Genomic DNA, 12533 nt, shown 5'->3' on the forward strand with positions numbered 1-12533 from the left:
CGTCAAAGCGCGGCATTGTTGTAGGTGTGCCATGTGAAAATGGCCATGGCTCCGCGATAGGGACGCCATTGTTCGCCCAACTCGCGGGTGTGTTTCTCGCTCGGACGCTCGGGCAAGCCAAGCAGGCGTCCCACCGCTTCCTGGACTGCCAGATCTCCTGCGGGCCAGATGTCCTGCCGACCTTCTGCGAACAGCAGGTAGATCTCGGCCGACCAGCGTCCGATGCCCTTGATGCGGACCAGTTCGGCGATGGCTTCCTCGTCATCCTGCGGTAGGCTCTCCAGGTCGAGTTCCCCACTCTCGACGAGTTCGCACAGCGACCTCGCATACCCCTGTTTCTGGCGCGAAAGCCCGCACGCCCTCAATGTATCGAAGTCGCGGTCGAGCAGTTCGCGCGCCGCCATGTCCTCGCCCAGTTCCGCCTCCAGTCTGTTCCAAACCGAGGCTGCCGCAGCGACGCTGACCTGCTGTCCCACGATGGTGCGAAGCAGGGTGCGATAGCCGGTCGGGCGGATGCGTTCTTCCGGATAGCCGCAGCGCTCAAGAGCCGCTGCTACCACCGCGTCCTTTACGGCCACGGCATCGAGATGCTCGCGCAGTTGCGAATTGGTCAGGCCCACCTTGCGCTTCCGCTCCCTATTGAATAGCAGCGCAACGCATAGGGCCCGTTTGGCGGGCGAGGCAACAAGGATACGCAATCGATGCCCAAGCTGATCGTCACCACCCGCGAAGGCGAGACGAGCGAGATCGAAGTCGAAGACGGCCTGACCGTTATGGAAGCCATTCGCGACAACGGCTTCGACGAATTGCTGGCACTGTGCGGCGGCTGCTGCTCGTGTGCGACCTGCCACGTCCATGTCGATCCCGCCTTTCAGGACAAGCTTCCCGAGATGAGCGAAGACGAGGACGACCTGCTGGAATCGACCGAGCACCGCGTCGAGACTTCGCGCCTTTCGTGCCAGATTCCCTTCACCGGAGAACTGGACGGGTTGAAGGTTACTATCGCCCCTGAAGATTGATGTTGTTTGCGAGGTAGGTCGGCCGCGCCTACCTCACGCAGCATGACACAAATTCCCATTCGCGAGCATGCGCTCGACCTGATCGGCAACACGCCGCTCGTCCTCCTCGAAGGGCCGAGCGCGGAAGCCGGCTGCGATATTTACGGCAAGTGCGAATTCGCCAATCCGGGCGCCTCGGTAAAGGACCGGGCTGCGCTTTACATCATTCGTGATGCAGAGGCACGCGGCGAACTTAAGCCGGGTGGCTGCGTGGTCGAAGGCACGGCTGGCAACACCGGCATCGGTATCGCGCTGGTGGCCAATGCCCTCGGCTATCGCACGATCATCGTGATGCCGGACAACCAGTCCAAGGAGAAGATGGACACGCTGCGCGCTCTGGGCGCGGAGCTGGTTACCGTCCCGCCGACTAAGTTCGCCGACAGCAATCACTTCGTGCACACCTCGCGCCGCCTGGCAGAGGAGACCGAAGGCGCGGTCTGGGCGAACCAGTTCGACAATACCGCGAACCGCAAGGCCCATATCGAGGGCACGGCGAAGGAAATCTGGGAACAGACCGGCGGCAAGGTCGATGGGTTCACCTGCGCGGCAGGCACCGGCGGCACCATCGCCGGCGTGGGCATGGGCCTTAAGGAGCTGGACGAAAATGTCGTCATCGCGCTGACCGATCCGCACGGCGCGGCGCTCTACAGCTATTATGCGAGCGGCGAGCTGAAGGCCGAAGGCTCTTCGGTTGCCGAAGGGATCGGGCAGGGCCGGATCACCGGCAACCTGGAAGGCGCGCCGATCGACACGCAATTCCGTATCTCGGACGAAGAAGGTCTCGACTGGGTCGCACGCCTGCTGCGCGAGGAAGGGCTGTGCCTCGGCCTGTCCAGCGGCATCAATGTCGCGGGCGCGGTCGCGCTCGGGAAACAGCTCGTCGCGGAAGGACGGGAAAGTCCGAAAGTCGTCACAATCCTTTGCGACACCGGCTTCCGCTACCTTTCCAGCCTCTACAATGCAGAGTGGCTGGAGGCCAAGGGCCTGCCGGTATTCGACTGGTTGAAGGCTTCCGATTGACGAGAGGCTCGAAGGAGCGCAGAATCATGAAAATGCCGCGCTATTTCGATCTTTCCTCCAGCAAGCCGCAGATTGGCGGCCTACCTGAAGCTCCGCTGGGCGGTTCGCGAGCGCAGGCGGTCCATCGCCTGCAGATCGGGATCGCCGGCGTAGTCCTCATGGTCCTGCTCGTCGGATTGGCGAGCCTGGTGCAGGATCGCGCGCGCGAAGTCGACGCGTCCTCCGTACCCCAGGCTGCCGCCACCACCGAACCCAGCGCCGAGCCAACGCAGGCCGACCCCCTGGTCGAAGCCGGTGTGGTCCCCGATCTACCTGCCGAGCCCGTACCTTCGAGCACGCAGAGCCCTGCCGTGGTGCCCGAACAGGGTATCGGCGATCCGAATGCCCCTGCTGAATAAGGCGGCTCTTCTTTCGGCCTTCCTTTTGCTCGCAGGCTGCGCGGCCAGCGAGGAGGAGGCGCGCGGCGGGGCGGATATCGAACAAGAACCGCTGGGCCTGTTTACCTCCCTCCCGATCTATTGGGCGGAAGGGCAGGACATTGCCGCCATGCTGGAAAGCAATTCGCAAGAGCCGAGCTGGGTGCGCTCCCTGCTCGAAGAGCGATACGATCTGACGCCTCTCGACACGCTTGAAAAAGATGCCATCGACGGTCTCGACCGGCTTGTCATCGCACAGCCGCGGGCATTGGCGCCGTCCGAAAACGTAGCGCTCGACGAATGGGTGCGAGGTGGGGGCAGGGCGCTGGTGTTCGCCGATCCGTTCCTTACCCAGCATTCCGAATTCGCGCTCGGCGATCCGCGTCGCCCGTTCGACGTCGTGCTGGTTTCGCCGATCCTGGCGCGCTGGGGTCTGACGCTCGAATTCGACGACACGCAGAGCCAGGACGAACGGGTCGTCGCAGGGCCGGACGGCGATTTTCCCGTGCAGCTGGCAGGCCGTTTCGCACTTGGCGACGGGGGAGAGGATGCGCGCTGCAGCCTGTCTTCCGATGCGCTTGTTGCGGACTGCGCGATCGGCGCAGGGCGGGTGTTGCTGGTCGCGGATGCCGCCGTGCTCGACACGGAGAGTGGCGATGCGCAGCGGCGGGCCGCGTTGTCCGGGCTGCTCAAGCGACTCGACTGAAGGATATCCCGCGGGATTTCACGGGAAGGAACCCGGGAAAGCACGGGCCGGATGACGATTCCCCGTATAAAACCGGCACTTGCGTTAGGATGATGGTAAGAATGACAGTCGCCATGAAGAGAAATTAATCCATATAAATCAGATATTTGCGGGTTTATCCCGTAAAATCCCGCAATTTTCCCTTCCATCCCCGCGTCTCCCGCGATAAATCTTTCCCACATCGGACAGCCAGTGTCTTTGCGCGCTCTCCCAATCGGGTTGGCGAGCCGGTCGAGCACGTGCTTGGGCGGACGGGGAGGATGTGTCCGAGGGGGATTTGAACACAAGCCGGGGACAAGGCGTTGCAATTCGGAGGGTATAGCGGACAAGCCTACTCGCCTGCTGGCGACAAGGGCCGCTTTGTGCTCCCGCCGATCTTCCGCAAGGCCTTGAAGGAATCGAGCGACGGCCGCGTGCTGTGCCTGATGAAGCACACCAGCTGGGATTGCCTCGTCGGCTTCGGCCTGTCCCGCAAGGAAGAACTCAACGCACAGCTCGACCGCGAAGAAGAACTGGCCGTCCGTCTCGGCAAGGAATTCGACCGCGACACGCGCGCCAGCCAGCTTTTCGGCTTCCTTGAAATGCCCTTCGACGACAGCGGTCGCTTCGTGATGCCCGAACATTTGCGCGCTCTCGGCAAGATCGAGGACGGGCTTTATTTCCAGGGCGGTGGACGCTTCTTCACGCTGTGGAACCCCGCCGAACTCGCCAAGATGGGCGATGACTGGGCCGGCGCGAAAGCTGCCTGCGAAAGCTTCCTTTCCGACGCGAAGGCGAAGGGCAAATGACCGGCGCGCCCCACATCCCCGTCCTCCTCGACGAAGTGATCGAAGCGCTCGATCCGCAGCCCGGCGACGTCATCATCGACGCGACCTTCGGGGCGGGCGGCTATACGCGCGCGTTGCTGGAGCGCGGCGCGACCGTGCATGCGTTCGACAGGGATCCCGACGCAATCGCTTCTGGTCGCACATGGCGCGAGACGGGGGAAAACCCGCCGCGCCTTATTCTCCATCCCCATCGTTTCTCCGAAATGCTCGACGTCATGACGTCGGCCGGATTGGCGCGAGTCGATGGCGTGGTGATGGATATCGGCGTGTCTTCAATGCAGCTTGACCAGGCGGAGCGCGGCTTTGCCTTTTCCTCGGACGGGCCGCTCGACATGCGGATGAGCCAGGACGGCGAAAGCGCTGCCGACTTTCTCAATTCCGCCGACGAAAGCACGATCGCGGACGTCATCTACCAGTATGGTGAAGAGCGCCAGTCGCGCCGCGTGGCCCGCGCCATCGTTGCTGCGCGTCCCCTGGAGACGACCGGAGAGCTGGCGCGCGTCGTGCGCAAGGCGCTGGGTCACAAGCCGCATGACAAGAAAGACCCGGCCACCCGCACATTCCAGGCCATCAGAATTCACGTGAACGGCGAACTCGACGAACTGTCCCAAGGGTTGTCGGCTGCCGAACACCTGCTGTGCGAAGGGGGCCGCCTTGCGGTGGTCAGCTTCCACAGCCTCGAAGACCGGATCGTCAAGCGTTACCTTCGCGAGGCCTCCTCAACCCCGAGTGCTTCGCGTCATGTCCCAATGGTGACGCAGGACGATCCGGTTTTTTCGAAAGTCAGCAAGGCGATCAAGCCCGGCAAGGCCGAGCTGGAGCGCAACCCGCGCGCGCGGTCCTCGGTCCTGCGCCACGCCACGCGTACCGCCACCCCGGCAAGGGAGGCCGCGTAATGGTGCGCTCCTCCCGCCTCCGCCAGATCGGCTGGCTCCTTGCGCTTGGCGCCTGCCTCGCCGCCTTGCTTGCGCTCACGTTCAAGGTGAATGCGGTGAAGAGCGACGTGCGCCTGGTCGAGCGCCAGATCATCGCTGCCGAACGCTCCAAGCTCATGCTCGAAACCGAATTCCAGACGCGTGCCAGCCAGCACCAGCTGGCGGCCTGGAACCAGGTAGAATTCGGATATTCCGCGCCCCGTGCCGACCAGTATGTCGAGCAGGAGCGCCAACTGGCCGTGCTGGGAACGCCGCGCGGTCACGACGCCCCGCAGCCCATTCGTGTCGCGATGCTGCGCCCTGTCAGCCAGGGTGAAGACGAAGAGAGCCTCTTCGGGGACTGGCTCGGCGAGGAGGAACAACCTCCCGCCGTCGCCAGCACCACGCCTGCGCGTGGTCTCGCCACGTCGCTCGCCCAGCGACTGGCTGAGCCGGGTAACGCCTCCCTTGCGTCGGCAGAGGTGGCGCGGTGAACGCTTTTTCCGCCATCAATGGCGGACCGGGCGCAGTCAGCATGGCCGTTGCCAGCGGCCGGGTCCAACTGGTTACCCTGCGTGAACGCTCGCTCGACCTGGCGCGCTGGCGCGTCCTGTGGATCGTTGCGGCATTCGCCTTCCTCGCCCTGATCGCGGTGATGCGCATCTCCTACCTCGGCATGAACGGTGCCGAGGCGCGGGCGACCACGCTGGCCGACGCGCTGCTGCCCCCGCGCGGTGAAATTACCGACCGCAACGGCGTGCCGATGGCGCGTGCCTTCCCGGCCTATGCCCTGTGGTTCAATCCCAAGGCGCTGGGTGAAGACGGCGAACCTCTGGTGCGTGCACCCGAAGAAGTCGCCGCGAAGCTGGGTGAGATATTCCCCGATCTCGATCAGGCCAAGGTCGCGCGGCAACTCGCTGCAGGCAAGCAGGGTTACCTGCGCAGAAGGTTGCTCCCCGAAGAAGCAAATCGGGTGCAGGAAATCGGTGAACTGGCTCTTGAAATCCCGATGGAAGAGGACCGTCACTACCCGCAGGGCAAGATGGCGGCCCACGTGCTGGGCTATGTGGCCGCCGATGGCAGCGGCCGCGTCGGCATGGAGCAGGTCCTCGACGAACACTTGAGCAATCCCGACACGCGCGGAACGCCCGTCGCCCTGTCGATCGACGTTCGCGTTCAGGGCGCCCTCGAAGACGAACTGCGCCGCGGCATGAAACTCACGCAGGCGCAGGGCGGGGCGGGGATCGTGCTCGACGTGGATACGGGCGAGGTCCTCGCGCTGGCATCGCTTCCCGAATTCGATCCGAACAAGATCGACAAGGACGGCCAGTCGCTGATGTTCAACCGTGTGACAAACCAGGTTTACGAGCTGGGTTCGACCTTCAAGCCGTTGTCTGTCGCAGCCGCGATCGACGCGGGCGTCGTGCGCGATCTGGGCAAACGCTACGACGCCTCGCCAGTGAAAGTCGGCAGATTCTCGATCAAGGACAGCCACGCGATGGGGCCGGACCTCAACGTGGTCGAAACGCTCATCCATTCCTCGAACACTACAACCGCGCGGATCGCGGACGAACTCGGCCCGGAACGCCTGCGGCGCTACATGATAGACATGGGTATGAACGAGCGCCCGCATATCGAATTGCCGGCCAAGGGTTTCCCGATCTGGCCGGGCGAGAAATGGCCGCGCCTGCGCAGCATGACGGTCAGCTACGGACACGGCATCGCGGTTACCCCGCTTCACCTTGCGAGCGCCTATGCAGCGATGGTCAATGGCGGGGTGTGGCGCCCGGCCACCCTGCACAAGCTGGGTGCGGGCGAAGCGCCCAAGGGTCGCCGCGTGTTCAAGGCTTCGACCTCCAGCCGGATGCGCCAGATGCTGCGAGCGACGGCAATCTACGGGACGGGCCGCAATGCGGACGCTCCGGGCTACCGCGTCGGCGGAAAGACCGGCTCGGCCGAAAAGCCGGGCGGCAAGGGAGGCTATCGCCGGACCGCTCTGGTCTCGACCTTTGCAGCCGCCTTCCCGATGGATCGCCCGCGCTATGTCGTGATCGCCATGCTCGACGAGCCGCGCGGCACGCTCGCCAGTTCCTACCAGCGCACGGCGGCATGGAACGCGGCGCCCATCGTTGGTCGCCTGGTTCCTCGCATCGGCCCGCTGATCGGCGTGCGTCCTGACGACACGCGCGACATCGACATTTCTGCAATCAAGCCGCTTATCCCGGGAGCCATGGAATGAGGCTCGACAAGCTTTGCGAAAAAGCGGGCATCGCTTGCCCGGGTGACGGTAGCGCCAACGTCACCGGTTTCGCCATCGACAACCGCAAGGTCGCGCCCGGCACCGTGTTCGGTGCTTTCCAAGGCAGCGTGGTCAATGGCGAGGACTTTATTCCCGCCGCTATCGAAGCGGGCGCGATTGCCGTCGTCGCCCGGCCAGAGGCCAAGGTGGAAGGCGCGATCCACATCGCGAGCGAAGAACCGCGCAAGGATTTCGCCAAGCTCGGCGCGCAGTTCTTCACGCCGGTGCCGGAACACATTGTCGCGGTTACGGGCACGAATGGTAAGACATCGACCGTCGAGATGACGCGCCAGATCTGGCGCATGGCGGGCGAGCGGGCTGCCAGCATCGGGACGCTCGGCGTCACGACCCCCGACGAGAGCGTGTCTACCGGCCTGACCACGCCCGACATCGTAACCTTCCTGTCGAACATGAGCGGCCTCGCTCGCGAGGGCGTCACGCATGTCGCCTACGAGGCGTCGAGCCATGGCCTGTCGCAATCGCGCAACGAGGGCGTTCCGGTCCAGGCGGCGGCGTTCACCAACTTCAGCCGCGATCATCTCGACTATCACAAGGACATGGAAGATTACTTCGCGGCCAAGATGCGGCTGTTCGACGAAGTGGTATCGGACGGAGCGACCGCGGTTGTCTGGCTCGACGGCAGCGAATGGAATGCGCGCGTGGTCGAGCATGCCAAGGGCCGTGGCCTCAATGTAATGACGGTGGGCGAGAAGGGCGAGGATATCTGCCTGATCGACCGCCAGCCCACCCAGCTCGGCCAGACCCTCAAGGTCTCACACGAAGGGACCGAGCACACGATCAACCTGCCGCTGATCGGCGCCTACCAAGTGTCGAATGCCCTGACCGCCGCGGGTCTTGCTCTTGCAACGGGCATCGATGCGGGCCGCGTATGGGACGGTGTCGCCCGCCTCCAGCCGGTTCGCGGACGGCTTGAGCGAGCAGCCATCGCGCCCAGCGGAGCGCCTGTCTATATCGATTATGCACACACGCCGGATGCGATCGAGGCGGCAATCGCCGCGCTTCGCCCCCATGTTGGCGGACGGCTCATCACCGTATTCGGCGCCGGCGGCGACCGCGATCACGGCAAGCGCAAACCCATGGGTGAAGCAGCAGCCAAGGCGAGCGACGTGGTTATCGTCACGGATGACAATCCGCGCGGCGAGGATCCTGCGGATATCCGCCGCGCCGTGCTTGAAGGCGCGCCCGAAGCCAGAGAAATAGGCGGCCGTCGCGAAGCAATACATGCCGCCATTGCAGAAGCCGGACCCGACGACATCGTGCTTGTCGCGGGCAAGGGTCATGAAACGGGTCAGATCATCGGATCGGGAGAAAACATGAAGGTCCTTCCCTTCGACGACGTGGAAGTCGCCCGCGAATGTGCGGCTGCCATCGCCAGAGGTGATGCATGAGCGCGGCTATCCTGCGCCACCCCGCCTATGTCGAATGGACGAGCGATCCGCGCGATCGCCTGCCCCTGACCCTGTGGGATTCCAATACGATAGCCGAAGTCACCGGCGGCACGGCAAGCTGCGATTTTCAGGTTTCCGGTGTAGAGATGGATAGCCGTGACGTAGTGCACGGAGACCTTTTTGTAGCCCTGAAGGGCGAAGCGATGGACGGACATCGCTTCATCGACAAGGCATTCGAAAACGGCGCGGCGGCAGCCATCGTAGACCGCGTGGTCGATTATCCTCACGTGCTGGTCGACGACACCACCGAAGCTCTCGCAGCGCTCGCCAGGGCAGCCCGCAGCCGGACCGAGGCGCGGATCATCGGTGTCACCGGATCGGTCGGCAAGACCGGCGTGAAGGAAGCGATTTTTGCAGCGCTGGAACGTGCCAGTCGCGGTGCGGCGCATCGGTCGACCCGCAGCTACAACAACCATGTCGGCGTCCCGCTCAGCCTCGCGCGGATGGGAGCGCGCAGCCGCTTTGGCGTGTTCGAGATGGGCATGAACCATGCCGGCGAGATCGAAGGGCTGACCGCGCAAGTCCGCCCGCATGTCGCCGTCATCACCACCATCGCTCCCGCGCACATCGAGAACCTCGGTTCGATGAAGGCGATCGCCAACGCCAAGGCGGAAATCTTCTCCGGCCTCGAACCGGGCGGCACGGCAGTAATCCCTGCCGACAGCGAGCATTACGAACAGCTCAAACTCGCCGCCCTGCGTGTCGGCGCGAAGGTCGTCAGCTTCGGCAAGTCACGCCATGCCGATATGCGCCTGCTCGATGCGATCCCGAGCGCCAATGGCGGCAGCCTCGTGACCTGCGAATTCGACACCGGACGGTTGTGCTACACCGTGGCCGAACCGGGCGAGCACTGGGTCGCCAACTCGCTTGCCGTCATGGCGGCAGTGCGCGCCGCGGGCGGCGATATGGCCGCAGCCGGTCTCGCGCTTGCCGAAATGGGCGGTCTGAAGGGCCGGGGCGAACGGCACGGCATCGATGCACCTGGCGGCAAGGCGCTGATGATCGACGAAAGCTACAACGCCAATCCTGCCAGCATGCGCGCAACGCTGGCGCAACTCGGCACCACGCCTTCGACCCGTCGCATCGCCGTCCTCGGTGCGATGAAGGAGCTGGGCGACTTCGCTCCCAAGTTCCATGCCGCGCTTGCAGAGCACGTCATTGCAGCGGATATCGACTATGCGGTGCTGGTGGGCGACGAGATGGGCGCTTTGGCCCGCGAACTGGGGAAACCCGTCCTCAACTCGCTTGGCAAGCCGCTAGAGTGGGAGCATTGCTTGACTGCCGACGAGGCGATCGGATTGCTCGAGGATTTCGGCATCGTGGCGGGCGACGCGGTGCTGGTCAAAGGTTCCAATTCGGTCGGGCTCGGCCGGCTCGTGGACCGTTTCACCCGCCCTGAATAGGAGGCCCCGCGCGGCCCGATGCTCTACCTCCTCGCCGAGTATTTCAATTTCGAAGGCCTGTTCAACCTGGTCCGCTACCAGACGGCGCGGGCAGGGGCGACGCTGCTTACCGCGCTGCTGATCGGCTTGCTGATCGGCCCGCGCTTCATCGATATGCTGCGCGTGCGCCAGGGTAAGGGCCAGCCGATCCGCGAAGACGGACCGCAGACGCACCTGGCGAAGGTCGGCACGCCGACCATGGGCGGCCTGATGATACTCGTCAGCCTGTTCATTTCGATGATCTTGTGGATGGACCTGTCCAACCCCTTCATCTGGGCCTGCCTCGCGGTGACCGGCGGGTTCGGCCTGATCGGTTTCCTCGACGATTACGACAAGGTGTCCAAGGCCAGCCACAAGGGCGTTTCGGGCCGCACCCGCCTGTTGTTCGAATTCATCGTCGCAGGCGCGGCCAGCTGGATCATCGTCAGCCAGATCAACACCTTCGTCTACGTCCCCTTCATCAACGATTTCGGGGTCGAGCTGGGGCCGTTTTATTACGTCTTCGCCGCCTTCGTGATCGTAGGCGCAGGAAATGCGGTGAACCTTACCGACGGGCTGGACGGGCTTGCAACCATGCCGGTCATTATCGCTGCCGGTACCTTTGCGATCATCGCCTATCTCGTGGGCCGGGTGGACTATTCCGAGTATCTCGGCATTCCGCATGTTGCGGGTGCTGGCGAACTGGCGATAATGTGCGCGGCGATCATCGGCGCGGGTCTCGCCTTCCTCTGGTTCAACGCCCCGCCTGCCGCCGTTTTCATGGGCGACACGGGGTCGCTGGCCCTGGGCGGTGCGCTCGGCGCGATTGCCGTGGCAACGCACCATGAAGTCGTGCTGGCCATCGTCGGCGGCCTGTTCGTGTTCGAGGCGCTTTCGGTCATCATCCAGGTCTTCTGGTTCAAGCGCACGGGCAAGCGGGTCTTCCGCATGGCGCCCATCCACCACCATTTCGAGCAGCTCGGCTGGTCCGAGAGCAAGGTCGTTATCCGCTTCTGGATTGTCGCCATCGTGCTCGCACTCCTGGGGCTGGCAACGCTCAAGCTCAGATGATCACTTCACCTGCCTGGAAGGACAAGAGATACGCGGTGCTCGGCCTCGCGCGGTCCGGCCGGGCGACGGTCGAGGCCTTGCTCGCGGTTGGCGCGGAGGTGCTCGTGTGGGACGACCGCCCCGAAGCGCGCGAGCCTTACAACGGGCGCTGCGCTATCGGCGATCCGCTGGAGGCTGACCTTACCGGCTATGCGGGTGTGGTGGTCAGTCCCGGCGTCCCGCTCAACACGCATCCGATCAAGCCTCATGCCGATAGTTTCGGCGTGCCCGTGATCGGTGATGTGGAGCTGTTTGCGCAGGCGCGCGCCGATTTACCGGCTCACCGCGTCGTCGGCATCACCGGCACCAATGGCAAATCGACCACCACGGCGCTGGTCTACCACATCCTGAAACAAGCTGGCGTGCCGACCACGATGGGCGGCAATATCGGCCTGCCGATCCTCGAGCAGGAGCCGCTACCCGAGGGTGGCGTCTATGTGCTAGAGCTGTCGAGCTACCAGATCGACCTGACCTATTCGCTCGATTGCGAAGTGGCGGTGCTGCTCAACATCACGCCGGACCATCTGGATCGGTACGATGGCGACTTTGCAAAATACGCCGCGAGCAAGTTTCGCCTGCTTTCCATGCAGACGCGGGGGCACAATTCCATCGCCCGGTTCAAGGATGCGCGGTCGCTCGGAAAGTTCGCCGAGGGCTCGATTGCGAGCATCCTCGAAGACGTCTTCGAGAACCGGGGTATCGCTCCCGAAGAGCAGGCCAACTGGCCCTCGCTCCAAGGCCCGCACAATCATGAAAACGCTGCTGCGGCTATCGAGGTGTGCGACATTCTCGGCCTGTCGCAGAGCCAGATCAAGGCAGGCCTCGAAAGCTACCGCGGCCTTCCGCACCGCATGGAGCGGGTCGCCGAAATCGCGGGCGTAGCCTACGTCAACGACAGCAAGGGCACCAACACTGCTGCCTCTGCCCCCGCGCTCGCAGCATTCGACAATATCCACTGGATCCTCGGCGGGCTCGCCAAGGAGCCGGGGCTGGGCGAATGCGAGGCCGAACTTCCTCGCGTGAAAGCCGCCTACACGATCGGCAAGGCCGGACCGGACTTTGCAGCGCTGCTGGAAGGCCGCGTGCCGGTGGAGCAGTGCGAAACGCTGGATCGCGCGGTTTCAGCCGCCGCTGACAGCGCGGAAGATGGCGATACCGTGCTCCTCTCGCCCGCCTGTGCCAGCTTCGACCAATATTCCGATTTCGAGAAACGCGGCGAGCATTTCCGCGCACTGGTGGAGGGGCTGGAATGAG

At 64.0% G+C, this 12533-nt stretch carries 13 protein-coding genes; 12 read left to right on the forward strand and 1 reads right to left on the reverse strand.

The window, feature by feature from the left end:
• Positions 1–2: 2 nt before the first annotated feature.
• Positions 3–620, reverse strand: a complete 618-nt coding sequence (locus BM173_RS09775; RefSeq protein WP_090480812.1) for a DNA-3-methyladenine glycosylase family protein — start codon at positions 618–620, stop codon at positions 3–5.
• 81 nt (positions 621–701) lie between these two features.
• On the opposite strand from BM173_RS09775, the gene BM173_RS09780 reads away from it, so the two are divergent.
• The 12 genes from BM173_RS09780 to murD all read left to right on the forward strand — a co-directional run bounded on the left by BM173_RS09780 (position 702) and on the right by murD (position 12532).
• A complete protein-coding gene (locus BM173_RS09780) occupies positions 702–1019 on the forward strand; it encodes a 2Fe-2S iron-sulfur cluster-binding protein (RefSeq protein ID WP_090480814.1) in 318 nt (105 codons plus the stop codon).
• Positions 1020–1061: 42 nt separating this feature from the next.
• Positions 1062–2078, forward strand: a complete 1017-nt coding sequence (locus BM173_RS09785) for a cysteine synthase A (RefSeq protein ID WP_090480817.1) — start codon at positions 1062–1064, stop codon at positions 2076–2078.
• 26 nt (positions 2079–2104) lie between these two features.
• On the forward strand, positions 2105–2476 hold the full coding sequence (locus tag BM173_RS09790; RefSeq protein ID WP_090480820.1) for a hypothetical protein: 372 nt from the start codon (positions 2105–2107) through the stop codon (positions 2474–2476).
• A complete protein-coding gene (locus BM173_RS09795; protein ID WP_090480822.1) occupies positions 2460–3200 on the forward strand; it encodes a DUF4350 domain-containing protein in 741 nt (246 codons plus the stop codon). The genes BM173_RS09790 and BM173_RS09795 overlap by 17 nt, the downstream gene beginning before the upstream one ends.
• Before the next feature lie 341 nt (positions 3201–3541).
• Positions 3542–4027, forward strand: coding sequence for a division/cell wall cluster transcriptional repressor MraZ (locus BM173_RS09800; protein WP_090480825.1), 486 nt, complete (start codon positions 3542–3544; stop codon positions 4025–4027).
• Positions 4024–4962 carry a 16S rRNA (cytosine(1402)-N(4))-methyltransferase RsmH gene (gene rsmH, locus BM173_RS09805; RefSeq protein WP_090480828.1) on the forward strand — a complete coding sequence of 313 codons (939 nt, stop codon included), beginning with the start codon at positions 4024–4026 and terminating at the stop codon, positions 4960–4962. The genes BM173_RS09800 and rsmH overlap by 4 nt, the downstream gene beginning before the upstream one ends.
• Positions 4962–5474: a hypothetical protein gene (locus BM173_RS09810; protein WP_090480830.1), complete on the forward strand. Its 513-nt coding sequence runs from the start codon at positions 4962–4964 to the stop codon at positions 5472–5474. The genes rsmH and BM173_RS09810 overlap by 1 nt, the downstream gene beginning before the upstream one ends.
• A gap of 41 nt (positions 5475–5515) precedes the next feature.
• Positions 5516–7219, forward strand: coding sequence for a peptidoglycan D,D-transpeptidase FtsI family protein (locus BM173_RS09815; protein ID WP_090480834.1), 1704 nt, complete (start codon positions 5516–5518; stop codon positions 7217–7219).
• On the forward strand, positions 7216–8688 hold the full coding sequence (locus BM173_RS09820; RefSeq protein WP_090480837.1) for a UDP-N-acetylmuramoyl-L-alanyl-D-glutamate--2,6-diaminopimelate ligase: 1473 nt from the start codon (positions 7216–7218) through the stop codon (positions 8686–8688). The genes BM173_RS09815 and BM173_RS09820 overlap by 4 nt, the downstream gene beginning before the upstream one ends.
• Positions 8685–10151, forward strand: coding sequence for a UDP-N-acetylmuramoyl-tripeptide--D-alanyl-D-alanine ligase (locus BM173_RS09825; protein WP_090480840.1), 1467 nt, complete (start codon positions 8685–8687; stop codon positions 10149–10151). The genes BM173_RS09820 and BM173_RS09825 overlap by 4 nt, the downstream gene beginning before the upstream one ends.
• Before the next feature lie 18 nt (positions 10152–10169).
• The gene (gene mraY, locus BM173_RS09830) at positions 10170–11240 is read left to right on the forward strand and encodes a phospho-N-acetylmuramoyl-pentapeptide-transferase (RefSeq protein WP_090480843.1); all 1071 of its coding nucleotides are present in this window, start codon (positions 10170–10172) and stop codon (positions 11238–11240) included.
• Positions 11237–12532 (forward strand): UDP-N-acetylmuramoyl-L-alanine--D-glutamate ligase, encoded by a 1296-nt coding sequence (gene murD, locus BM173_RS09835; protein WP_090480846.1) that lies wholly within the window; start codon positions 11237–11239, stop codon positions 12530–12532. Before mraY ends, murD begins: the two co-directional genes overlap by 4 nt.
• Position 12533: the final 1 nt, after the last annotated feature.

Source organism: Qipengyuania nanhaisediminis, from assembly GCF_900115585.1.
Lineage (GTDB): Bacteria > Pseudomonadota > Alphaproteobacteria > Sphingomonadales > Sphingomonadaceae > Qipengyuania > Qipengyuania nanhaisediminis.

Excerpts from the sequence above, each read along its gene's own strand:
- BM173_RS09790 (WP_090480820.1), top strand. The coding sequence starts at position 2,105 with ATGAAAATGCCGCGCTATTTCGATCTTTCCTCCAGCAAGCCGCAGATT.
- BM173_RS09810 (WP_090480830.1), top strand. The coding sequence starts at position 4,962 with ATGGTGCGCTCCTCCCGCCTCCGCCAGATCGGCTGGCTCCTTGCGCTT.
- BM173_RS09780 (WP_090480814.1), top strand. The coding sequence starts at position 702 with ATGCCCAAGCTGATCGTCACCACCCGCGAAGGCGAGACGAGCGAGATC.
- BM173_RS09825 (WP_090480840.1), top strand. The coding sequence starts at position 8,685 with ATGAGCGCGGCTATCCTGCGCCACCCCGCCTATGTCGAATGGACGAGC.
- BM173_RS09820 (WP_090480837.1), top strand. The coding sequence starts at position 7,216 with ATGAGGCTCGACAAGCTTTGCGAAAAAGCGGGCATCGCTTGCCCGGGT.
- BM173_RS09815 (WP_090480834.1), top strand. The coding sequence starts at position 5,516 with ATGGCCGTTGCCAGCGGCCGGGTCCAACTGGTTACCCTGCGTGAACGC.
- mraY (WP_090480843.1), top strand. The coding sequence starts at position 10,170 with ATGCTCTACCTCCTCGCCGAGTATTTCAATTTCGAAGGCCTGTTCAAC.
- murD (WP_090480846.1), top strand. The coding sequence starts at position 11,237 with ATGATCACTTCACCTGCCTGGAAGGACAAGAGATACGCGGTGCTCGGC.
- BM173_RS09785 (WP_090480817.1), top strand. The coding sequence starts at position 1,062 with ATGACACAAATTCCCATTCGCGAGCATGCGCTCGACCTGATCGGCAAC.
- BM173_RS09795 (WP_090480822.1), top strand. The coding sequence starts at position 2,460 with ATGCCCCTGCTGAATAAGGCGGCTCTTCTTTCGGCCTTCCTTTTGCTC.
- rsmH (WP_090480828.1), top strand. The coding sequence starts at position 4,024 with ATGACCGGCGCGCCCCACATCCCCGTCCTCCTCGACGAAGTGATCGAA.